Source organism: Enterobacter cloacae complex sp. BZL2005, assembly GCF_049238885.1.
GTDB lineage: Bacteria > Pseudomonadota > Gammaproteobacteria > Enterobacterales > Enterobacteriaceae > Enterobacter > Enterobacter roggenkampii.
This window is the reverse complement of sequence record NZ_JBMKGI010000008.1, coordinates 92,945-116,503: the sequence shown is the minus strand read 5'-3', so window position 1 is coordinate 116,503 and position 23,559 is coordinate 92,945. Positions and strand designations below refer to the sequence as shown.

Genomic DNA, 23,559 nt, shown 5'->3' with positions numbered 1-23,559 from the left:
TTTGGGTTTTTTTTGTATATAGAAAGAGAATAAACGTGGCAAAAAACATTCAAGCCATCCGCGGCATGAACGATTATCTGCCTGGCGAAACCGCCATCTGGCAGCGCATTGAAGGCACGCTGAAGCAGGTGCTCGGCAGCTACGGTTACAGCGAAATTCGTTTGCCGATTGTAGAGCAGACCCCGTTATTCAAACGCGCGATCGGTGAAGTGACCGACGTGGTTGAAAAAGAGATGTACACCTTTGAGGACCGCAACGGCGACAGCCTGACCCTGCGTCCGGAAGGGACGGCGGGCTGCGTACGCGCCGGCATCGAACATGGTCTTCTGTACAATCAGGAGCAGCGTCTGTGGTATATCGGCCCGATGTTCCGCCACGAACGTCCTCAGAAAGGGCGTTATCGCCAGTTTAATCAGCTGGGTGTGGAAGTCTTTGGCCTGCAGGGCCCGGACATCGACGCTGAACTGATTATGCTGACCGCCCGCTGGTGGCGTGCGCTCGGTATCGCCGATCACGTTTCCCTCGAGCTGAACTCTATCGGTTCTCTCGAAGCGCGTGCGAACTACCGCGATGCGCTGGTGGCGTTCCTGGAACAGCATAAAGAGAAACTGGACGAAGACTGCAAACGTCGCATGTACAGCAACCCGTTGCGCGTTCTGGATTCTAAAAACGCCGATGTTCAGGCACTGCTGAACGATGCGCCTGCGCTGGGTGATTACCTGGATGAAGAATCTCGCGAACACTTCGCGGGCCTGTGCAAGCTGCTTGAAGCGGCGGGTATCGCCTATACCGTAAACCAGCGCCTGGTGCGCGGTCTGGACTACTACAACCGTACCGTGTTTGAGTGGGTGACCACCAGCCTCGGCTCTCAGGGCACCGTGTGCGCGGGCGGTCGTTACGACGGTCTGGTTGAGCAACTTGGCGGTCGCGCTGCGCCTGCGGTTGGCTTCGCGATGGGTCTTGAGCGACTTGTTTTGCTGGTTCAGGCAGTTAATCCGGAATTTAAAGCAGATTCCGTTGTCGATATATACCTGGTGGCCTCAGGCGCGGAAACGCAGTCTGCGGCAATGCAGCTTGCCGAACGCGTGCGCGATGCGCTGCCGGGCGTTAAGCTGATGACCAACCATGGCGGCGGCAACTTCAAAAAACAGTTTGCTCGTGCCGATAAGTGGGGCGCAAGTATCGCACTGGTGCTGGGTGAGTCCGAAGTGGCCAACGGCGAAGTGGTGGTGAAAGACCTGCGCTCTGGTGAGCAGACAACAGTAACGCAGGACGGCGTTGCGGCGCACTTGCGCACTCTATTGGGCTAAGGAGAAGGACTGCGTGGAAATTTACGAGAACGAACACGATCAGGTCGACGCGATTAAACGCTTCTTTGCTGAAAACGGCAAAGCGCTGGTTGTTGGGGTTATTTTAGGTGTCGGTGCGCTGGTAGGCTGGCGTTACTGGAACAATCATCAGGCGGATTCCGCGCGCGGCGCGTCCCTGTCCTATGAAAATACCGTGAGCGCAATTCGTGCCGATCAGCCGCAAACGCTGACGGCAGCAGAAAAATTTGCGGCTGACAACAAAAACACCTACGGTGCACTGGCTGCGCTGGAAGTGGCTCAGCAGTACGTTGATAAGAACGAACTGGATAAAGCCGTTGCTCAGCTGTCTCAGGGCCTTGCTGCCGCCAGTGATGAAAATCTGAAAGCGGTGATCAATCTGCGCCTGGCACGTATTCAGGTTCAGCAGAAAAAAGCTGACGATGCGCTGAAAACGCTCGATACCATCAAAGGCGAAGGTTTTGCTGCCATCGTTGCCGATCTGCGCGGTGAAGCACTGCTGAGCAAAGGTGACAAAGCGGGCGCGCGTAAAGCGTGGCAAGCTGGCGTCGAGAGCAATGCCTCACCTGCGCTGAGCGAAATGATGCAGATGAAAATAAATAATTTGTCCGTCTGAGAGGGACCCGATGCAATTGCGTAAATTACTTCTGCCAGGACTGCTTTCTGTTACGTTATTGAGTGGTTGTTCACTGTTCAGTGGCGAAGAAGACGTTGTGAAAATGTCCCCACTGCCGACGGTTGAAAACCAGTTTACCCCATCCACCGCGTGGGATGTCTCCGTGGGCAATGGGATTGGTGATTTCTATTCCAACCTTCATCCTGCATATGCAGACAGCGTTGTCTATGCGGGCGATCGCAAAGGTACCGTGAAAGCGGTGAACGCGGATGACGGAAAAGAAGTGTGGTCCGTTAACCTGGCGGAAAAAGACGGCTGGTTCTCCCGTAAGCCTGCACTGCTGTCTGGCGGCCTGACCGTTGCCGGTGGCCACGTCTACGTGGGCAGCGAAAAAGCGCAGGTGTATGCCCTGAACAGCAGCGACGGTTCCATTGCCTGGCAAACGACCGTGGCGGGGGAATCCCTCTCTCGTCCGGTGGTGAGCGATGGCCTGGTGCTGATTCATACCAGCAACGGCCAGCTGCAGGCGCTGAACGAAGCGGACGGCTTGGTGAAATGGACCGTTAACCTGGATATGCCTGCGCTCTCTCTGCGTGGCGAATCTGCCCCGGCTACCGCATTTGGTGCTGCCATTGTCGGCGGCGACAACGGTCGCGTAAGCGCCGTACTGATGCAGCAGGGCCAGATGATCTGGCAGCAGCGTATCTCTCAGGCCACTGGCTCAACGGAAATTGACCGTCTGAGCGACGTGGACACAACGCCGGTCATCGTTAACGGTGTGGTTTACGCGCTGGCCTACAACGGCAACCTGACCGCGCTGGATCTGCGCAGCGGCCAGATCATGTGGAAACGTGAGCTGGGCTCGGTGAATGATTTCATCGTTGAGGGTAACCGCATCTATATGGTTGACCAGAACGACCGTCTGCTGGCCCTGAGCACCGAAGGCGGCGTGACGCTGTGGACGCAAAGCGATCTGCTGCACCGTCTGCTGACTGCGCCAGCGCTGTACAACGGTAGCCTGGTTGTGGGCGACAGCGAAGGGTATATGCACTGGATCGATCCGGATAATGGCCGCTTTGTTGCACAGCAAAAAGTCGACAGCTCTGGTTTCCTGACCGACCCGGTCGTGGCCGACGGCAAACTGCTGATTCAGGCAAAAGACGGCACGCTGTACGCGATCACGCGTTAATTACCCGGCGGTTGTAGTATACTAAACGGCTCCTGTTCACTCAGGAGCCGTTTTGACATTTTTAAAAACGCCGCGAAAGCGACGTTATTTTGAATTTTATGAGGCTTCAAACATGGTACCTGTGGTCGCGCTTGTCGGGCGCCCTAACGTTGGAAAATCCACTCTTTTTAACCGTTTAACACGCACCCGTGATGCGCTGGTTGCGGATTTCCCGGGGCTGACGCGTGACCGTAAGTACGGTCGTGCAGAGGTGGAAGGACGCGAGTTCATCTGTATTGATACCGGTGGTATTGACGGCACAGAAGACGGCGTGGAAACCCGCATGGCGGAACAGTCGCTGCTGGCGATTGAAGAAGCGGACGTGGTGTTGTTCATGGTGGACGCGCGCGCTGGCCTGATGCCGGCGGACTCAGCTATCGCTAAACACCTGCGTTCACGCGAAAAGCCAACCTTCCTGGTGGCGAACAAAACCGACGGCATCGATGCCGATCAGGCCATCGCAGATTTCTGGTCACTGGGTCTGGGTGAGATCTACCCTATCGCGGCATCGCATGGCCGTGGCGTCACCAGCCTGCTGGAAACCGTTCTGCTGCCGTGGGTTGACGAAGTGAACCCGCCGGAAGAGGTGGACGAAGACGCGGAATACTGGGCGCAGTTCGAAGACGGCGAAGCGGGCGAAGAAGAAGAGCCTGAAGACGACTTCAACCCGCAGGATCTGCCGATCAAGCTGGCCATCGTGGGTCGTCCAAACGTAGGTAAGTCTACACTTACTAACCGTATTCTGGGTGAAGAGCGCGTGGTCGTTTACGATATGCCGGGCACCACCCGCGACAGTATCTACATCCCGATGCAGCGCGATGAGCGTGAGTATGTCCTCATCGACACCGCCGGGGTGCGTAAGCGCGGGAAAATCACCGATGTGGTGGAAAAATTCTCCGTTATCAAAACCCTGCAGGCGATTGAAGATGCCAACGTCGTGCTGCTGGTTATCGACGCGCGCGAAGGGATCTCCGATCAGGACCTCTCTCTGCTCGGCTTTATCCTCAATAGTGGGCGCTCACTGGTTATCGTGGTCAACAAATGGGATGGCCTGAGCAATGAAGTGCGTGAGCAGGTGAAAGAGACCCTCGACTTCCGTCTGGGCTTTATCGACTTTGCTCGCGTACACTTCATCTCTGCGCTGCACGGCAGCGGCGTGGGTAACCTGTTCGAATCCGTGCGCGAAGCTTACGACAGCTCCACCCGTCGTCAGAGCACCGCCATGCTGACCCGTATCATGAATATGGCTGCGGAAGACCATCAGCCGCCGCTGGTGCGCGGCCGTCGCGTGAAGCTGAAATACGCCCACGCCGGTGGTTATAACCCGCCAATCGTGGTGATCCACGGCAACCAGGTGAAAGACCTGCCGGATTCCTACAAGCGCTACCTGATGAACTACTTCCGTAAATCGCTGGACGTGATGGGCACGCCTATCCGTATCCAGTTCAAGGAAGGGGAAAACCCGTTCGCCAACAAGCGCAACACCCTGACGCCGAACCAGATGCGCAAGCGTAAGCGTCTGATTAAGCACATTAAGAAAAGCAAATAAGCTTTGCTGAACGCGCGAAAGCCCGCGACTCTCGCGGGCTTTTTTTTGCCCATTCATACCGCCGGTTTTCTCTGTGTGAAGTCAATCACTATTCACTTTTAACCAAGTTTAAATCTAAGAAAGTAGACAATCGTCGAATTTTCATCTTAAAGTCCAGGGTCCGGTACTAGACAAAACTAGCGCCTGGTTATCAAATGGTTAACCAACTTTTCGCCGCATGTAAAAAAATCGGCCAGATACGTAACTGGCCGGCGTACCTGCTGGTGTTTACAAGCACGACGACATACCTTTCGGGAGAATTATGCAATCCTCTGTTAATCAAAAAGAAAGCCGAACGTTCTTCGGCCACCCGTATCCGCTCGGTTCCCTGTTCTTCACCGAGATGTGGGAGCGTTTCTCGTTTTACGGCATTCGTCCGTTACTGATCCTGTTTATGGCCGCCACCGTCTATGACGGCGGGATGGGCCTGGCGCGTGAAAACGCCTCGGCGATTGTCGGTATCTTTGCCGGCACCATGTACCTGGCCGCGCTGCCGGGCGGCTGGCTGGCGGATAACTGGCTCGGCCAGCAGAGAGCCGTCTGGTACGGTTCGATCCTGATTGCGCTCGGTCACCTGTCGATTGCGCTCTCGGCCATCATGGGCAATAACCTGTTCTTTATCGGCCTGATGTTCATCGTGCTCGGCTCCGGGCTGTTTAAGACCTGTATCTCGGTAATGGTCGGTACCCTGTATAAAAAAGGCGACGCGCGCCGTGACGGCGGTTTCTCGCTGTTCTATATGGGCATCAACATGGGCTCGTTCATTGCCCCGCTGATTTCCGGCTGGCTGATCAAAACCCACGGCTGGCACTGGGGCTTTGGTATTGGCGGTATCGGGATGCTGGTGGCGCTGATTATCTTCCGCGTGTTTGCCGTTCCGGCAATGAAACGCTATGACGGCGAAGTCGGCCTCGACTCCACCTGGAACAGCCCGGTGGTGAAGCGTAACGGCGTGGGCGCCTGGCTGCTGGCGCTGGCGCTGGCGGCAGGCGTGGCAACGATCGTGACGCTGATTGCGCAGGGTGTGATTGTGATTAACCCGGTCGCGGTAGCCAGCGTGCTGGTCTACGTGATTGCGGCATCCGTTGCCCTCTACTTTATTTATCTGTTTGTTTTTGCAGGACTGAACCGTAAAGAGCGCGCCAGACTGCTGGTCTGCTTTATTCTGCTGATCTCCGCGGCGTTCTTCTGGTCCGCGTTCGAGCAGAAGCCAACCTCGTTCAACCTGTTTGCCAACGACTACACTAACCGCATGATCGGCGATTTCGAAATCCCGGCGGTGTGGTTCCAGTCGATCAACGCCCTGTTCATCATCCTGCTGGCACCGGTGTTTAGCTGGGCGTGGCCGAAGCTGGCGAGCATGAACATTCGTCCGAGCAGCATCACCAAGTTTGTTATCGGTATCCTGTGTGCCGCAGCGGGCTTTGGCCTGATGATGCTGGCGGCACAGAACGTGCTGAGCAGCGGTGGGGCGGGCGTGTCGCCGTTCTGGCTGGTGGGCAGCATCCTGATGCTGACGCTCGGCGAGCTGTGTCTCAGCCCGATTGGCCTGGCGACCATGACGCTGCTGGCGCCGGAGAGAATGCGCGGCCAGATGATGGGGCTGTGGTTCTGTGCGAGCGCGCTGGGTAACCTGGCGGCGGGTCTGATTGGCGGCCACGTGAAGGCCGACCAGCTGGATATGCTGCCGGATCTCTTTGCGCGCTGCTCCGTCGCACTGCTGATTTGTGCCGCGGTACTGATCGTCCTCATTGTTCCGGTACGCCGCATGCTGGAAAATGCGCAGACTAAACCGGCTGCTAACGCCTCATAAACCTCGGGCTTGCCGGGGCGGCGTTATGCCCCGGCATCGATTCCCTGAGGTGAAACTATGCAGTTAGGATTTGTCGGTCTTGGTGCGGTCGTGGAAACCGCGTATCTGCCCGCCTTACGTCGCCTTTATGGTCACGCGGTTCATTGTTTTGGATTTGATGTTCTCCCCACCAGGCAGCCTGAAGGCGTCACGCGCTGCGCTTCGCTTACGGAACTTCTCGCCGTACCGCTTGATACTCTCTTTATTACCACCGCATCGCTGCACCACCTCGAGGTGCTGGAACAGGCCATAGCCTCGGCCGTTCCGCGGATTGTGATTGAAAAACCGATCGTCGCCACGCTTCCCCAAATCGAAAAGCTCAACGCGCTGCTGGCAAACCCCGACGCTGCTTCCCGCGTGCTGGCGCTCGATCACTGGATGGCGCGCATCGAAACGGTAAAGCGGTCGCTGGTTGGCAGCGTCTCTGACATCGTCAAAATCGACGGCTTTTTGCAGGAGCCGAGCGGATATAACGCCGCAGGGGAACCCATCGCGCTTAACTTTGCCACCGGCGAGCCGGACGCGCGTACGCTTCGCCACCCGGACGGCGTGATTCTGGATATCGGTACGCACGTGCTGGCGATGCTGCGCGAAACGGTGCGTTATCTGGGCGGAAGTGATGATATGACCCTGCAGGTCGTCACGGCTAAAGACCGCCTGGGCCGCGCTATCGCAAAAGGCGACATGTCCACGGCGGAGGGCGAGGCGCATATTCAGGGCCGCATCAGCGGCGTGCCGGTGGATATCTGGCTGAACAAATACGCGGGACCCGCGGGCGGGCAAAAAGGATTACGGCTCTGTTTGCGCGACGGGCGCATCATCAGCCACGACCGGCGCGGCGCGGAGGATGTGCTTGAGCTGATTGAGGGTAAGGATATTCAGCGCTGGCATATTCCCGGGACACTCTACGAGCACTGTCTTGCCGGGCATATTCTGGGCACCAGCAGTCTTTTTGAACGGGATCCGCACGAGGTGAGCCGCACGACGCGCCGCAGGATAGCGGAAGTGGAACTGCTGCTGGCGTTACAGCAACAGCTGCGTGGCCCGCACTGAACGCGACGTGGTAAAATGATCGCAGACCAGAATGCTTTTAAGGAGTCACCATGACGATTACCTGCCCGGATTGCCAGGCACCGCTTGAGCCCCTGAACGGGATGGCACACTGCGAGAGCTGTAATAAGGATATTGCGCTTGAAGCCCGCTGCCCGGAGTGCCATCAGCCACTCCAGGTCTTAAAAGCCTGCGGGGCAGTGGACTACTTCTGCCAGAACGGCCACGGTCTTATCTCTAAAAAACGCGTGGAGTTTGTTCGGGCCGAAGGTTAATCGCACACGCAGCCTTCGCCTTTCTGCCACAGCTCGACCAGCGACTCGGGCGCTTCCTGCTCCGGTACCAGCACGATGATATCGGCGTAGTGCGCCTGATTTTGCCCGGTCCAGATAATCTGGATGCGGAAATAGCGCTGGTCGCCGCTGCCGGGTGACGAGGCCTGTCCCGGCGGCTGACCGCGCGGAAAGGCCTGCTCCAGGATGCTCACCAGACGCTGGCGCTGGGCCTCATTGAGCGAGGAGAGCGCGATGGTGCGCTGGCCGCTCAGCTTGGGAATAAAAGCGACGCCGCCTTCCCGGGCCAGCTCAACCACGGCGTCATCCGTCAGTTCCGGAACCTGCATTTACAGCACTCCCACCTGTTCCCAGGCTTGTTTTATGGCCGCCCCAACGTCACCGCCGGAGCGTTTTTCTCCGTGTGCTACCGTCAGTTTTGCGAAGGCCTCAAAATCCGCATCCTGCGCCAGATTGCGATCGCAAACCGTGTCGTACCAGGCATAACCCGCTTTTTCCCAGGCGTAGCCGCCAATCGCCGTCGCGGCCAGATAAAATGCCCGGTTGGGAATACCGGAGTTCAGATGCACGCCGCCGTTATCCTCGCGCGTTTTAATGAAATCCTTCATGTGTGCAGGCTGCGGGTCTTTGCCGAGCAGCGGATCGTTGTAGGCGGTGCCCGGTTCAGACATCGAGCGCAGCCCTTTGCCGTTGATGCCTTTTGCCAGCAGCCCTTCACCAATCAGCCAGTCTGCTTTCTCGGCGGTTTGCTTCAGATGGTACTGTTTCACCAGCGAGCCAAACACGTCCGACAGCGACTCGTTCAGCGCGCCGGACTGCTCAAAGTAGATAAGCCCGGCTTCGGTCTCGGTCACGCCGTGGCTCAGCTCATGCGCCACGACGTCTATGGCGATGGTAAAACGGTTAAATATTTCCCCGTCGCCGTCGCCAAATACCATCTGCTGGCCGTTCCAGAAGGCGTTCTGATATTCCCGACCGTAGTGAACGGTGCCGGTTAAAATAAGCCCTTTGTTATCGAGCGAATCGCGCTGATATTCCTTCCAGAAGAAATCATGGGTAATACCCAAATACTCGTACGCTTCGTCCACCGCCACATCGCCGTTCGACGGCTGACCTTCATAACGCACCTGCGTACCCGGAAGCTCCTGGGTCTGTTTCGCATCGTAGATATCGCGCTCCAGCTGTCCGGCTTTATTCACGTGCGGCGCGGCGGATTTGCCCGGCATATGGGCCATCAGCGTCTGGACGTGGGTTAAGGTCTGGCGGGCACAGCGCTGCTGCGGTTCGGAACCGCTTTCGATAATACGACGAAGAATATACGGGGGAATAACGCTATGAAGATGGGGCATGCTGCTCTCCTTATTGAAAAAGGGAATAGCAGCAGTATAGTAAGTAACCGGCGAAGAATTATCCGGTTTTACGCTGACGCGTCTTTTTCACCGGTTTAATTGATTTCACTTCGCTTTCTACCCAGCCGTCCGACAGACGCGTCGTCAGCACATCGCCGGTACTCACCTGTTTGGTTTGCTTCAGCACCTTGCCGTCCGTTGCCGTCGTCACGCTATAGCCGCGCGCCAGCGTGGAGAGAGGGCTGACCGCTTCAAGGTGGGTCACCGCATTGCCAAAGCGTTCGCGGGTGGCGCTCAGTCGCGCGCGGAGAGTTTCCGCCAGACGGTACTCAAGCTGCTGAATCCGCGTTTGCGCACGATAAATTTTCGGCTGCGGGTTCTGCTGGTTCAGACGCTGCGTCACGCGCTGCTGGCGCGACACCGCGCGCTTGATCTGGGTGTCCATCGCCACGTTCATGCGCTGGCGCAGGCGCTCCAGCACGGTCTGCTGACGCGCCAGGCGCAGCTGCGGGTGCTGCTGCTGTAGACGGTGATGAAGCTGGGTAAAGCACCGGGTCCGGTTGGCGAGGTAGTAGTCCATCGCCATTTCAAGACGCTGCTGGCCGCTCTGGATCTGACGCAGCAGCTCCAGCTGGTTGCGGCTGACCACCTCTGCCGCCGCGGACGGCGTCGGCGCGCGGAGATCCGCGACAAAATCGGCGATCGTCACGTCCGTTTCGTGGCCGACGGCGCTCACCACGGGGATAAGGCTGGCAAAGATTGCCCGCGCCACGCGCTCTTCGTTAAAGCTCCACAAGTCTTCCAGCGAGCCGCCGCCGCGTCCGACGATTAAGACGTCGCACTCCTGACGCGCGTTCGCCAGCTCAATGGCGCGCACAATCTGCCCCGGCGCATCGTCACCCTGCACGGCGGTCGGGTAGATAATGACGGGCAGGGAAGGGTCGCGACGCTTCAGAACGTGCAAAATATCGTGCAGTGCCGCACCGGTTTTCGAGGTGATGACCCCCACGCAGTGGGCAGGCGAGGGCAGCGGCTTTTTGAACTGCTGGTCGAAAAGTCCCTCTTCCGAGAGCTTAGCCTTTAACTGTTCGTACTTCTGCTGCAGCAGACCTTCGCCCGCAGGCTGCATGCTCTCGACGATAATCTGATAATCACCGCGCGGCTCATAGAGGGTGATATTGGCGCGCACCAGAACCTGCTGGCCGTGCTGTGGACGGAACGTCACGCGGCGGTTGCTGTTGCGGAACATCGCACAGCGCACCTGGGCGGTATCGTCTTTTAGCGTAAAGTACCAGTGGCCGGAGGAGGGCTGCGTGAAGTTAGAGATTTCACCGCTGATCCAGACCTGCCCCATTTCCTGCTCAAGCAGCAAACGCACCGTCTGATTAAGGCGGCTGACGGTATAAATTGAGGGGGATTGAGAGGATAACATGTGAGCGGGATCAAATTCTAAATCAGCAAGTTATTCAGTCGATAGTAACCTGCTGAGAGGCAATCGCAAGCTTTTTTATAAAAAAGTGTAGATGCAATCGGTTACGCTCTGTATAATGCCACGGCAATATTTAACCACCCAGGTCAGAGATATTGCCCATGCTACGTATCGCTAAAGAAGCACTGACGTTTGACGACGTCCTCCTCGTTCCCGCTCATTCCACCGTTCTGCCGAATACTGCCGATCTCAGCACGCAGTTGACGAAAACCATTCGCCTGAACATTCCTATGCTCTCTGCGGCAATGGACACCGTGACTGAAGCGCGCCTGGCAATTGCCCTGGCACAGGAAGGTGGCATTGGCTTTATTCACAAAAATATGTCTATCGAACGTCAGGCAGAAGAAGTTCGCCGCGTGAAGAAACATGAATCCGGCATCGTGTCCGATCCACAGACCGTTCTGCCAACCACCACCCTGCACGAAGTGAAAGCCCTGACCGAGCGTAACGGCTTCGCCGGTTACCCGGTGGTGACCGAAGAGAACGAACTGGTGGGCATCATCACCGGTCGTGACGTGCGTTTCGTGACTGACCTGAACCAGCCTGTCAGCGTGTACATGACGCCAAAAGAGCGTCTGGTTACCGTTCGCGAAGGTGAAACCCGCGACGTGGTGCTGGCAAAAATGCACGAAAAACGCGTTGAAAAAGCGCTGGTTGTTGACAGCAACTTCCACCTGCGCGGCATGATCACCGTTAAAGATTTCCAGAAAGCAGAACGTAAGCCTAACGCCTGTAAAGACGAGCATGGCCGTCTACGCGTTGGCGCTGCGGTTGGCGCAGGTGCCGGTAACGAAGAGCGCGTTGACGCGCTGGTTGCCGCGGGCGTTGACGTCCTGCTGATTGACTCCTCTCACGGCCACTCCGAAGGCGTGCTGCAGCGTATCCGTGATACCCGTGCCAAATACCCTGACCTGCAGATCATCGGCGGTAACGTAGCCACTGGCGCAGGCGCTCGCGCGCTGGCTGACGCTGGCTGCAGCGCGGTGAAAGTGGGTATCGGCCCTGGCTCTATCTGTACCACGCGCATCGTGACCGGCGTGGGCGTTCCGCAGATCACCGCGGTGTCTGACGCGGTTGAAGCGCTGGAAGGCACCGGTATTCCGGTTATTGCTGACGGCGGTATCCGCTTCTCTGGCGACATCGCGAAAGCGATCGCTGCGGGCGCAGCGGCGGTGATGGTAGGCTCCATGCTGGCCGGTACCGAAGAATCCCCGGGTGAAATCGAACTCTACCAGGGCCGTTCTTACAAATCTTACCGCGGTATGGGCTCCCTGGGCGCGATGTCCAAAGGTTCCTCTGACCGTTACTTCCAGACCGATAACGCCGCTGACAAACTGGTGCCGGAAGGTATCGAAGGTCGCGTTGCCTATAAAGGCCGTCTGAAAGAGATCATTCACCAGCAGATGGGCGGCCTGCGCTCCTGTATGGGTCTGACCGGCTGTGGTACCATTGACCTGCTGCGTACTAAAGCGGAATTCGTACGCATCAGCGGTGCGGGTATCCAGGAGAGCCACGTTCACGACGTGACGATCACCAAAGAGTCCCCGAACTACCGTCTGGGCTCCTGATTAATTTCCGCGCCCGGCTTCTGCCGGGCGCTCTGTTTTTGTTTCACTTGCCTCGGAATTAGCGTCAATGACGGAAAACATTCATAAACATCGCATTCTCATCCTGGACTTTGGTTCTCAGTACACTCAGCTGGTGGCGCGTCGCGTGCGTGAACTGGGCGTTTACTGTGAACTGTGGGCGTGGGATGTCACGGAAGCACAGATTCGCGAATTCAATCCAAGCGGCATCATCCTGTCCGGCGGCCCGGAAAGCACCACCGAAGAAAACAGCCCGCGCGCGCCGCAGTACGTATTCGAAGCTGGCGTGCCGGTATTCGGCGTTTGCTACGGTATGCAGACCATGGCAATGCAGCTGGGCGGCCACGTAGAAGGCTCCAGCGAGCGCGAGTTCGGCTATGCGCAGGTTGAAGTGGTTAACGACAGCGCGCTGGTGCGCGGTATCGAAGACTCCCTGACCGCAGACGGCAAACCGCTGCTGGACGTGTGGATGAGCCACGGCGACAAAGTCACCGCTATCCCGTCTGACTTCGTGACCGTTGCCAGCACCGAGAGCTGCCCGTTTGCCATCATGGCGAACGAAGAAAAACGCTTCTACGGCGTGCAGTTCCACCCGGAAGTGACCCACACCCGTCAGGGTATGCGCATGCTGGAGCGCTTCGTGCGCGACATCTGCCAGTGTGAAGCCCTGTGGACCCCGGCAAAAATCATCGACGACGCCGTTGAGCGTATCCGCCAGCAGGTTGGCGATGACAAAGTGATCCTCGGCCTCTCCGGCGGCGTGGACTCCTCCGTGACCGCGATGCTGCTGCACCGCGCTATCGGCAAAAACCTGACCTGCGTCTTCGTGGACAACGGCCTGCTGCGCCTGAACGAAGCCCAGCAGGTTATGGACATGTTCGGCGACCACTTCGGTCTGAACATCGTTCACGTGGAAGGCGAGCAGCGCTTCCTGGACGCGCTGAAAGGCGAGAACGATCCGGAAGCGAAACGTAAGATCATCGGTCGCGTGTTCGTGGAAGTGTTCGACGAAGAAGCGCTGAAGCTGGACGACGTGAAGTGGCTGGCGCAGGGTACCATCTACCCTGACGTGATCGAATCTGCGGCCTCCGCCACCGGTAAAGCACACGTCATCAAATCTCACCACAACGTGGGCGGCCTGCCGAAAGAGATGAAGATGGGCCTGGTTGAACCGCTGCGCGAGCTGTTCAAAGACGAAGTGCGTAAGATCGGTCTGGAACTGGGTCTGCCGTACGACATGCTCTACCGTCACCCGTTCCCGGGTCCGGGTCTGGGCGTGCGCGTGCTGGGTGAAGTGAAGAAAGAGTACTGCGACCTGCTGCGTCGCGCGGACGCGATCTTCATCGAAGAGCTGCACAAAGCTGATCTGTACAACAAGGTAAGCCAGGCGTTCACCGTGTTCCTGCCGGTTCGCTCCGTCGGCGTGATGGGCGATGGCCGTAAGTACGACTGGGTTGTTTCCCTGCGTGCGGTGGAAACCATCGACTTCATGACCGCGCACTGGGCGCACCTGCCGTATGACTTCCTGGGCCGCGTGTCTAACCGCATTATCAACGAAGTGAACGGCATTTCCCGCGTGGTGTATGACATCAGCGGTAAGCCACCGGCTACGATTGAGTGGGAATAAACGCGGTTAAAATTTTTTAACGTTCTAAAAAACCCTCTGTTTCTTAGAGGGTTTTTTATGTCTAAAGAATAGTTTCATTATTCCTTTACTGTGGGAAGAAATCTTCCAATATAAACATAAGGTTCAAGCTCAAATACGCGTTTCAGGTCGCGGGCAGTATATTCAATTAAGTTCGGCGATTCAGAAAGGGCAGAAGTCACCATTGCCAGACGCCATTTTGAATTAGATTGCATTCCCTTCAAATGTTCATTCCGTGTAAGGAAAAATTGCGGGGTTGAGCTTGATGTGCCTTTAACTTCAATATGTCTCTCCTCTTCACCTTTCGTGAATGAGAAATCATAGCCGCAGGGCAGATGCGTCATACGTTTGCAGGTAAAACCTTTTTTCTCGTAATGTGTAATGACGATATCTTCGGCGCGCTTTTCGACACGTTTCCTATGTTCTGGAGTACCGAATCCCGTTAAGGGATCGATTGTATTAAGTTCAGGGTCGGGAGAGTTAATATCATTTGGATTAAGGATGGCAAAGGGAGAGATTTTTTCCATCCGTTGATTCAGCAAGTTAAGTACGCGTATCTTATTGTCGTTGATTTCCACCCCAGGTCCTTCGAGAAAGGAATATTTCCCTTGTTTTATGGAGGGATCGGAGAACGGAGCGTTTCGTTTGTCGGGAGGAATAAAATAGGCTTTCTGGGCTGAAATACAGTATGACCTGTCACTATAAGATACGTTAATATCCCCCGCTTTTTTTATCTCATTGTCAGGCGGAACAAGCCATTTTCCGTGCAACGTTGCATCTTCATACCATCCAACAATGTGGATCCCGGCGCGTCGAGGATTTTTCGCAAGACAAATAACTGTCCATCCGTGCGGGTCTTCGTTTAAAGGGGCATAATGTTTTGCTTGTGGCGGAACATAACAATAATAAGTGCCATCAGGTGCAGGTTCAAAGTTGAACGCCTCGTGACCCCGTCGCTCGTATTTTTTATTTTCATTTAGCCAACCAAAATTACCATTAACCGGTCCACCCCGATAATATTCTGACCAGCCGAATTTCACCCATAAAATTTTTTTCACATTTTATCCCTGATAGATCCAACCGTTTATGATTAAGGAAAGCATTAAGACCGATTCCTTATTTCCCTTCTCCCAACCGATACGCCAGCGCCACCACCAGCGACTGCACCAGGCACAGCGTCGCCGACTGAGACCGAAACGCGTCCACCTGCGCCTCTTTCACCACAAAGCAGAGATCGCTGAACGTCGCCAGCGGGCTTATCTGGCTGTCCGTAATCACAATCTGCCGCGCGCCAACGCTGGCGGCGGTTTCGCTGACCATCACCGTCTCTTCCGCGTACGGCGAGAAGCTTATCGACACCACGATGTCGCGCGCCTTAATGCGGCTGATTTGCTCGCGCAGCATCCCGCCCATGCCGTCGAGCAGGATAGGGCGGCACTCGAGGTGGCTCAGGGCATAGGTGAGATAGGCAGCGACGCTAAAGGAGCGGCGCAGTCCGGCAATGTAGATGGTATCGGCGTCGGCCAGCAGCTGTACCGCGCGCTCCAGCATCTCCGGCTCGGCGCGGGCGGCCAGCTGCTGCAGCGCCTGCGCGTTCGAGCGGGCAAACTCCTGCAGGATATCGAGCGGCGTTTCCGGCACGGCCTCGCTCTCCATCTCGCGGAACAGCCGGGCGCGGTCGCTGTAGCTGGCGGTCTCCTCCACCAGGTTCATGCGAAACAGCTGTTTCATTTCGTTGAAGCCGGTGAAGTCAAAGGCGTTGGCAAAGCGGATCAGCGTCGAGGGCGGCACGTCGGCGCGCTCGGCAATGACGGCAACCGTATCAAAGGCCACGCTGTTGGTGTTGTCCAGCACGTAGCGGGAGACCTGCTGCAGCCTCTTGCTCAGGCTATCGTAGCGATCGCGGATTTGCTGCTGCAGTTCGTTCAGGCTGGTTGCTGTTGTCATGTTATCCCCCAAATACAGTCATATGATTCTAAACGCAAAACCGCGTCTTTTAAATGTCGGCCATCCATCTGGCAGCAAAAATGAAACAGAAGATTCAGTCATTTCCTCGCCCGAGAACCCTTAATAGAGCACGCGGCGTCAGTGGTGCTGGCTGTTAACATAAAAATCCATCCTTGATCACAATAATCATCATTTATTTTATTTCAACTTAAAATGGAATATTTGTTTCATATATAGTGTTCAGTACACAGTGTTCAGGTCAAGTCACGTATCAACAGCGAGAGGTTAAGGATGGAGACGGTAGCGAATTTTATTCACGGCGAATGTGTCACCGGTTCAGGCCAGCGCGTTCAGGCGATCTTCAACCCGGCCACCGGCGAGCAGATCCGCCAGGTGGTGATGAGTACGGCACAGGAAACGGAGCAGGCGATCGCCGCCGCGCAGCAGGCGTTTCCGGCGTGGGCGCGTCATGCTCCGCTTAAGCGCGCGCGCGTAATGTTCCGCTTCAAGGCGCTGCTGGAAGAGAACATGGATCGCCTGGCCCGCCTCATCAGTGAAGAGCACGGTAAGGTCTTCTCCGACGCGGTGGGCGAGCTGACCCGCGGCCTGGAAGTGGTGGAGTTTGCCTGCGGTATTCCGCATCTGCAAAAGGGCGAACACTCGGCGAACGTCGGGACCGGCGTTGACAGCCACTCGCTGATGCAGCCGCTCGGCGTCTGCGCCGGGATCACGCCGTTTAACTTCCCGGCGATGGTGCCGATGTGGATGTTCCCGATTGCGCTGGCGACCGGGAATACCTTCGTGCTGAAACCGTCGGAAAAAGACCCTTCGCTCGCGCTCGCGCTGGCGCAGCTGCTGAAAGAGGCCGGCCTGCCGGACGGCGTCTTCAACGTGGTGCAGGGTGATAAAGAGTCCGTTGACGTGCTCCTGACCGACCCGCGCGTGCAGGCGGTGAGCTTTGTCGGCTCCACGCCGATTGCGGAATACATTTACCAGACCGCGTCCGCCCACGGTAAGCGCTGCCAGGCGCTGGCCGGTGCGAAAAACCACTGCATTTTAATGCCGGATGCCGACATGGAGATGGCGACCAACGCCATCATGGGCGCGGCCTACGGCGCGGCGGGCGAGCGCTGCATGGCGCTCTCGGTGGTGCTGGCGGTGGGGGATAACACCGCCGATGACCTCTGCACCCGGCTGGAAAAACAGATTGCTGCGCTGCGCGTCGGGCCGGGCCTGGACCAGTCGCCGGAAAACGAAATGGGGCCGCTCATCTCCTCCGCGCACCGCAGCAAGGTACTGGGCTACATTGACAGCGGGGAAGCGCAGGGGGCGACGCTTCGGGTGGACGGTCGCGGCTTCAGCGTGAAGGGCCACGAGCAGGGCTACTTCGTCGGGCCGACGCTGTTCGATAACGTCACCCCGGAGATGACCATCTATAAAGAAGAGATTTTTGGTCCGGTGCTTTCTGTGGTGCGCGTAGCAGATTACGCCAGCGCGGTGGACCTGATTAACCGCCATGAATATGGTAATGGCTCGGCAATCTTCACCCGCGACGGCGGCTGCGCGCGCCGCTTCTGCGAAGAGGTGCAGGCAGGTATGGTGGGCGTCAACGTGCCGATCCCGGTGCCGATGGCGTTCCACAGCTTCGGCGGCTGGAAGCGTTCCATCTTCGGCGCGCTCAACGTCCACGGCAACGACGGCGTGCGCTTCTACACCCGAATGAAAACCATCACCGCGCGCTGGCCGGAAATGCAGCAGGAGACAGGCGCTGCGTTCTCCATGCCGACGCTGGGCTGACAGGAGATTTTATGCAAACCGAACGTATGACCATGGCCCAGGCGCTGGTCCGGTTCCTGAATCAACAGTACGTCAGCGTTGACGGCAACGAAACGCCCTTCGTGGAGGGTGTGGCAACGATCTTTGGGCACGGCAACGTGCTGGGCATCGGCCAGGCGCTGGAGCAGGATCCGGGCCATCTGCAGGTGATGCAGGGCTGCAACGAGCAGGGCATTGCCCATATGGCGACGGGATTCGCCAAACAGCACCGCCGTCAGCGCATCTTTGCCGTCACCTCCTCCGTCGGGCCGGGCGCCGCCAATATGGTCACGGCCGCGGCAACCGCTACGGCGAACCGCATCCCGCTGCTGCTGCTTTCGGGCGATATCTACGCCAGCCGCCAGCCGGACCCGGTGCTGCAGCAGATCGAGCAGTATCACGATCTCAGCATTAGCACCAACGACTGCTTCCGTCCGGTCTCCCGCTACTGGGACCGCATTAACCGCCCGGAGCAACTCATGAGCGCGATGCTCAGCGCGATGCGAACGCTTACTGACCCGGCAGATACCGGTGCGGTGACGATTTGCCTCCCGCAGGACGTGCAGGGGGAAGCGTGGGATTACCCGCTGAGCTTCTTCGCGCGTCGTGTGCACCACATCGAGCGCCGTCCGCCCGATCCGCAGCGTCTGGCGCAGGCGCGGGCGCTGATTGCCCGCAAGCGTCGCCCGCTGGTGGTGTGCGGCGGCGGCGTGCGCTATTCCGGCGCGCATGAGGCGTTTCGCGACTTTGTCGAGACGCTGCAGCTGCCGTTTGCCGAAACCCAGGCCGGAAAGGGGGCGCTGGTAAGTGACCACCCACTTAACCTCGGTGGCGTAGGGGTGACGGGGGGGATGGCGGCCAACCAGCTCGCGCCGCAGGCTGACCTGGTGATCGGCATCGGCACGCGTCTGACCGACTTTACCACCGGCTCCAAGGCGCTCTTTTCCCATCCGGACGTGGAATTCCTGCTGCTGAACGTGGCCGAGTTTGACGCCCTGAAGCTGGACGCCACGGCGCTGATTGCCGACGCTCAAACCGGGCTCGAGGCATTGACCCACGCGCTTGGTGATTACCGCAGCGGCTGGGGAGAGGCGATCGCTGAGGCGAAATCCGCCTGGCGCGACGAGTGCCGTCGCCTGTGGGATCGCCAGTGGCGTCCTGACGACGCGCCCGAAGTGGCGGGGCACCTGGACGCGCAGCTGGCGGAATACGGCGAGGCGCTCAATACCCGCCTGACCCAGACGCGGGTGCTGGGGCTGATCAACCAGCATGTGGAAGATAACGCCATCGTGGTGGGGGCGGCCGGTTCGCTGCCGGGCGATTTACAGCGCCTCTGGCAGGTCAAAACGCCGGACAGCTATCACCTGGAGTACGGCTACTCCTGCATGGGCTACGAGATTGCGGCAGCCATCGGCGCGAAGCTCGCCCGACCCGAGCAGCCGGTATACGCCATGGTGGGGGATGGCTCCTACATGATGCTCCACTCCGAGCTGCAAACCGCTGTTCAGGAGGGCATTAAGGTCACCGTTCTGCTGTTTGATAACGCCAGCTTCGGCTGCATTAACAACCTGCAGATGGGGCACGGCATGGGCAGCTTTGGCACGGAAAACCGCCATCGCAACCCGGAAAGCGGGCGGCTTGACGGGCCGCTGGTGAAGGTCGATTTTGCGCAAAATGCGGAAAGCTACGGCTGCCGCGCGTGGCGGGTAAACGATGAGCAAAGCCTGCTGGCGGCGCTGGAGGCGGCCCGCGCCCATCCTGGCCCGACGCTGCTGGACATCAAGGTGCTGCCGAAGACCATGACCCACGACTACGCCTCCTGGTGGCGAACCGGTGATGCGCAGGTGGCAGAGTCGTCTGCCGTGCGTGAGGCCGCGGAGCAAACGCAGTCGCAGGTGAAAAAAGCCCGTCAGTATTGAGTTTTCCCGAAGTAACGAAATTTTCATTTCATTTTTGTTTTCCCCTCACCCTAACCCTCTCCCTCAGGGAGAGGGGACGGCTCGGTGTGGTTTTTTACTCCCTCTCCCTGAGGGAGAGGGCCGGGGTGAGGGGCTAGCAGCACCTTCTTCCATGTTGTGAGATTGATAACAAAATTTATCTCATTCATCTCAAAAGTGTTAACCCGCACTCAAAAACATAATTTTCACTATTTATAAAAATGAAATAAATGTTTTATTTATAGGGTCGTTAGTTCACAGCATTCACCAACACCGGGAGCCGTTATGTTTAACATTGCTTTACTGGGCGCTGGCCGAATTGGCCAGGTACATGCAGCTAACATCGCCAGCCACGGCGCGACCACGCTCTGGTCCGTGGTTGACCCGAATCAGGAATTTGCCACCCGTCTCGCCACGCAGTATCAGGCCCGCCAGCAGAGCCTGGATGAAGCGATGACCGACCCTAACGTTCACGCCGTGCTGATCGCCTCCGCCACCGATACCCACGCGGACCTGATTGAAATGGCCGCCCGCCACGGCAAGGCCATCTTCTGTGAAAAGCCGGTACACCTCGACCTCGCCCGCGTGCGCGACTGCCTGAAGGTGGTCAAAGAGTACGACGTGCCGCTGTTTATCGGCTTTAACCGCCGCTTTGACCCGCAGTTCCGCCGCGTGAAAACCGACGCGCAGGCCGGGCGCATCGGCAAGCCGGAATCGCTGCTCATCATCTCCCGCGATCCGTCTCCGCCGCCCGCGGAGTACGTGCGCGTCTCCGGCGGCATGTTCCGCGATATGACCATTCATGACTTTGACATGGCGCGCTTCATCATGGGCGAAGAGCCGGTGTCGGTGTATGCCCAGGGCAGCAACCTGGTCGATCCGGCGATTGGCGAGGCGGGGGACATCGATACCGCGTTTATCGTTCTGAAATATGCCTCCGGCGCGATGGCGACCATCGTTAACAGCCGCCGTTCATCTTACGGCTACGACCAGCGCCTGGAACTGCACGGCTCCGAAGGGCTGCTGTGCGCGGGCAACATTCTGGAAAACCAGGTGCAGCACTACGGCAAACAGGGCTGCACCAGCGCGCTGCCGGAACACTTCTTCCTGCAGCGCTACAAATCCGCTTACGCCGCGGAATGGGAACACTTTGTTGCGGTCCTGCGCGGCGAAGCGGTGCCTGACTGCAGCGGCGATGATGGTGAACGTGCGCTGTACCTCGCGGATAAAGCGCTGGAGTCACTGCGCAGCCAGCGCGAGATCGTCCTCTAAACACAACCACCCTACACAGAGAGACATAATAATGAAAAAACTGATCGTAGCCGCCCTCATCGCCATGACGTCCGGGGCCGCCCTCGCCGAAAACGAGCAAATTGTGTTCAGTACGCCAAACCTGGCCATGCCGTTTGAAGTTCACATGCAGCGCACGGCGGTAAAAGCCGCAAAAGAGATGGGCGTGAAGCTTCAGGTACTGGACGGGCAGGGCAGTTCACCGAAGCAGGTGGCTGACCTGGAAAACGCCATCACCCGCGGCGCGCAGGGCTTTATCGTCTCCCCGAACGACGTGAACGCGGTCTCCAGCGCGGTGGATGAAATTCAGGATGCGAAGCTGCCGGTGGTCACCCTTGACCGCTCCGTCGACAGCCAGAAGAAGGTGCCGCACTTTGGCGCCAACAACTACAAGGGCGGTCAGGCGATTGGCGACTTCGTCAAAACCAAATTCCCCGACGGGGCGGAAATCATTCTGCTGACCGGCCAGCCGGGCTCCTCCTCCAACATCGAACGCACCAAAGGGATCCGCGACAGCCTGAAGGCGGGTGGCGATAAGTACAAGATCGTCGCCGATCAGACCGGCAACTGGATGCGTTCTGAAGGGATGCGCATCGTGGAAAGCGTGCTGCCCTCGCTGCCGAAACGTCCTCAGGTGATCCTCTCCGCCAACGACGACATGGCGCTGGGGGCGATCGAAGCCCTGCAGAGCCAGGGCGTGAAGCCGGGCGAAATTCTGGTCACCGGCTTTGACGCGGTACCGGAAGCGCTGGCCCGCGTGCGCGACGGCTGGCTGGCGGTGACGGCGGATCAGCGTCCGGGCTTTGCGGTGCAGACGGCGATGAGCCAGCTGGTGGCCAACGTGCGCGAGAAGAAGGCCATCACCGGGGCCGACTACCCACCGACGCTGATCACCAAAGAGAACCTGCAGCAGGCTGAGCGTATCGGTGAGGCCGGTAACTGATTTATCCGCAGCCGCCGCTGGCGCGGCGGCTCACTCTAAAGGAGGAGCAGACCGATGTCGCAACCCTTACTGAAAGTGACCGACCTGGCAAAAAGCTTTTCCGGCGTCTGGGCGTTAAGCAGCGCCCAGCTGACCGTCGGCGCGGGCGAGATCCACGCTCTGCTGGGGGAAAACGGGGCGGGTAAATCCACGCTGCTGAAGGCGCTCGCGGGGGCGCAGCCGCAAACCCGCGGGGAGATCTGGTTCAACGGCGAAACGCTGCCGGTGGACGACTCCCCGGTGGAACGGCAGAACAAGGGCATTATCACCATCTATCAGGAATTCAACCTGCTGCCCAACATGACCGTCGCGGAAAACATGTTTCTCGGGCGCGAGCCGCGTAAACGTAACCTGATCGTCGACGAAAGGGCGGTTAACCAGGAGGCGCAGGTCATTCTTGATTACCTGCAGCTGAACGTTGCGCCGACCACCCCGGTCGCCCGCCTGAGCGTGGCCCAGCAGCAGATGGTGGAGATCGCCCGGGCGCTGACCCTCAACGCCAGGCTCATCATTATGGACGAACCGTCCGCCGCGCTGAGCGACAGCGAGGTGGAAAGCCTGCACCGCGTGGTGCGCGAGCTTAAAAACCGTGGCGTGAGCATTATTTACGTTACCCACCGTCTGCACGAAGTTTTCCAGCTCTGCGACCGCTTCACCGTTTTCCAGGACGGCCGTTTCACCGGCACCGGCGCGGTGGCGGAGACCAACGTCGAACAGCTGATCCGCCTGATGGTCGGGCGCGACGTGGCCTTTAATCGCCGTCCCGCCAGCGTAACGCATCATGAGGACAAACCCGTCCGCCTGGCGGTGAAGGGGCTGAGCCGCGAAAAGCCGCCGCTGGATCCGCACGGCATCGCCCTGCACGACATCAGCTTCCACGTCCACGCCGGGGAGGTCTTAGGCATTGCCGGACTGGTGGGCGCCGGGCGCACCGAGGTGGCCCGCTGCCTCTTTGGCGCAGACGCGTTTACCGCCGGGAGCTTTGAGCTGGACGGCGTACCGTACCAGCCGCGCGACCCGCTCTATGCCCTTGACCAGGGCGTGGCGCTGGTACCGGAAGACCGCAAAAAAGAGGGGGCGGTGCTGGGACTGTCGATTCGCGACAACCTGTCGCTCTCCTGCCTCTCCTCGCTGCTGCAGTGGCGCTGGTTCGTGAATACCCGCAAAGAGGACGACCTGATCGAGTCCTACCGCAAGGCGCTGCAGATCAAAATGGTCAACAGCGCGCAGGAGGTGCGCAAGCTCTCCGGCGGTAACCAGCAAAAGGTGATCCTCGCGCGCTGCATGGCGCTCAACCCGCGGGTGCTGATCGTCGACGAGCCGACGCGCGGCATCGACGTGGGGACCAAATCGGAAGTGCACCAGGTGCTGTTTGACATGGCGAAAAAGGGCGTGGCGGTGATCGTGATCTCCTCCGATCTGCCTGAAGTGATGGCGGTGTCAGACCGGATCATCACCCTCAGCGAAGGGCGAGTGACCGGCGAGATCCACGGTGACGACGCTAACGAAGAACGGCTGATGACGATGATGGCCATCAACCACAACGCCCTGAACGCGGCATAAC

General features: G+C 58.3%; 19 protein-coding genes. 14 read left to right on the top strand and 5 right to left on the bottom strand.

The window, feature by feature from the left end; genetic code table 11:
- Window positions 1–35: 35 nt before the first annotated feature.
- The 7 genes from hisS to ACOTXI_RS15230 all read left to right on the top strand — a co-directional run bounded on the left by hisS (window position 36) and on the right by ACOTXI_RS15230 (window position 7,937).
- Complete coding sequence (hisS, locus tag ACOTXI_RS15260; RefSeq protein ID WP_032622984.1) at window positions 36–1,310, top strand: histidine--tRNA ligase; 1,275 nt, start codon at window positions 36–38, stop codon at window positions 1,308–1,310.
- Between the two features lie 13 nt (window positions 1,311–1,323).
- Window positions 1,324–1,944 (top strand): YfgM family protein, encoded by a 621-nt coding sequence (locus ACOTXI_RS15255; RefSeq protein ID WP_008502136.1) that lies wholly within the window; start codon window positions 1,324–1,326, stop codon window positions 1,942–1,944.
- A 10-nt stretch (window positions 1,945–1,954) separates the two neighbouring features.
- Window positions 1,955–3,133, top strand: a complete 1,179-nt coding sequence (gene bamB, locus ACOTXI_RS15250; protein ID WP_058653465.1) for an outer membrane protein assembly factor BamB — start codon at window positions 1,955–1,957, stop codon at window positions 3,131–3,133.
- A 112-nt stretch (window positions 3,134–3,245) separates the two neighbouring features.
- Complete coding sequence (der, locus tag ACOTXI_RS15245; protein ID WP_008502134.1) at window positions 3,246–4,721, top strand: ribosome biogenesis GTPase Der; 1,476 nt, start codon at window positions 3,246–3,248, stop codon at window positions 4,719–4,721.
- Window positions 4,722–5,022: 301 nt separating this feature from the next.
- A complete protein-coding gene (locus ACOTXI_RS15240; protein WP_421633945.1) occupies window positions 5,023–6,573 on the top strand; it encodes a peptide MFS transporter in 1,551 nt (516 codons plus the stop codon).
- Between the two features lie 57 nt (window positions 6,574–6,630).
- Window positions 6,631–7,665, top strand: a complete 1,035-nt coding sequence (locus tag ACOTXI_RS15235; RefSeq protein WP_008502132.1) for an oxidoreductase — start codon at window positions 6,631–6,633, stop codon at window positions 7,663–7,665.
- Window positions 7,666–7,715: 50 nt separating this feature from the next.
- Entirely contained in the window at window positions 7,716–7,937 is a 222-nt protein-coding gene (locus tag ACOTXI_RS15230) for a zinc ribbon domain-containing protein (RefSeq protein ID WP_008502131.1), read from the top strand.
- Here ACOTXI_RS15230 and ACOTXI_RS15225 read toward each other — a convergent pair.
- From ACOTXI_RS15225 to xseA, 3 genes are read right to left on the bottom strand one after another with little or no spacing between them, the layout of a single operon-like run.
- Window positions 7,934–8,284, bottom strand: coding sequence for a protealysin inhibitor emfourin (locus ACOTXI_RS15225; RefSeq protein ID WP_006811517.1), 351 nt, complete (start codon window positions 8,282–8,284; stop codon window positions 7,934–7,936). The genes ACOTXI_RS15230 and ACOTXI_RS15225 overlap by 4 nt on opposite strands.
- Entirely contained in the window at window positions 8,285–9,304 is a 1,020-nt protein-coding gene (locus ACOTXI_RS15220) for a M4 family metallopeptidase (RefSeq protein WP_008502130.1), read from the bottom strand. It lies immediately after the preceding gene.
- A 58-nt stretch (window positions 9,305–9,362) separates the two neighbouring features.
- Window positions 9,363–10,736, bottom strand: coding sequence for an exodeoxyribonuclease VII large subunit (gene xseA / locus ACOTXI_RS15215; RefSeq protein WP_008502129.1), 1,374 nt, complete (start codon window positions 10,734–10,736; stop codon window positions 9,363–9,365).
- Between the two features lie 158 nt (window positions 10,737–10,894).
- Here xseA and guaB point away from each other — a divergent pair, with 158 nt between their 5' ends.
- Window positions 10,895–12,361, top strand: coding sequence for an IMP dehydrogenase (guaB, locus tag ACOTXI_RS15210; protein ID WP_008502128.1), 1,467 nt, complete (start codon window positions 10,895–10,897; stop codon window positions 12,359–12,361).
- A gap of 67 nt (window positions 12,362–12,428) precedes the next feature.
- Window positions 12,429–14,006, top strand: coding sequence for a glutamine-hydrolyzing GMP synthase (gene guaA, locus ACOTXI_RS15205; protein ID WP_008502126.1), 1,578 nt, complete (start codon window positions 12,429–12,431; stop codon window positions 14,004–14,006).
- A 77-nt stretch (window positions 14,007–14,083) separates the two neighbouring features.
- On the opposite strand, the gene ACOTXI_RS15200 is transcribed toward guaA, so the two are convergent.
- Both ACOTXI_RS15200 and ACOTXI_RS15195 read right to left on the bottom strand, forming a co-directional pair.
- Window positions 14,084–15,082, bottom strand: a complete 999-nt coding sequence (locus ACOTXI_RS15200) for a DUF3883 domain-containing protein (protein ID WP_058653469.1) — start codon at window positions 15,080–15,082, stop codon at window positions 14,084–14,086.
- Window positions 15,083–15,140: 58 nt separating this feature from the next.
- A complete protein-coding gene (locus ACOTXI_RS15195) occupies window positions 15,141–15,971 on the bottom strand; it encodes a MurR/RpiR family transcriptional regulator (protein WP_008502123.1) in 831 nt (276 codons plus the stop codon).
- A gap of 291 nt (window positions 15,972–16,262) precedes the next feature.
- Here ACOTXI_RS15195 and ACOTXI_RS15190 point away from each other — a divergent pair, with 291 nt between their 5' ends.
- The 5 genes from ACOTXI_RS15190 (at window position 16,263) to ACOTXI_RS15170 (ending at window position 23,558) form a co-directional block, all read left to right on the top strand.
- Window positions 16,263–17,768 (top strand): CoA-acylating methylmalonate-semialdehyde dehydrogenase, encoded by a 1,506-nt coding sequence (locus ACOTXI_RS15190; protein ID WP_058653471.1) that lies wholly within the window; start codon window positions 16,263–16,265, stop codon window positions 17,766–17,768.
- A gap of 11 nt (window positions 17,769–17,779) precedes the next feature.
- Window positions 17,780–19,705 carry a 3D-(3,5/4)-trihydroxycyclohexane-1,2-dione acylhydrolase (decyclizing) gene (gene iolD, locus ACOTXI_RS15185; RefSeq protein ID WP_058653472.1) on the top strand — a complete coding sequence of 642 codons (1,926 nt, stop codon included), beginning with the start codon at window positions 17,780–17,782 and terminating at the stop codon, window positions 19,703–19,705.
- 303 nt (window positions 19,706–20,008) lie between these two features.
- Window positions 20,009–20,995, top strand: coding sequence for an inositol 2-dehydrogenase (gene iolG, locus ACOTXI_RS15180; RefSeq protein ID WP_023294280.1), 987 nt, complete (start codon window positions 20,009–20,011; stop codon window positions 20,993–20,995).
- 31 nt (window positions 20,996–21,026) lie between these two features.
- Window positions 21,027–21,956: a sugar ABC transporter substrate-binding protein gene (locus tag ACOTXI_RS15175; RefSeq protein ID WP_008502118.1), complete on the top strand. Its 930-nt coding sequence runs from the start codon at window positions 21,027–21,029 to the stop codon at window positions 21,954–21,956.
- A gap of 54 nt (window positions 21,957–22,010) precedes the next feature.
- Entirely contained in the window at window positions 22,011–23,558 is a 1,548-nt protein-coding gene (locus ACOTXI_RS15170; RefSeq protein WP_058653474.1) for a sugar ABC transporter ATP-binding protein, read from the top strand.
- Window position 23,559 lies beyond the last annotated feature (1 nt).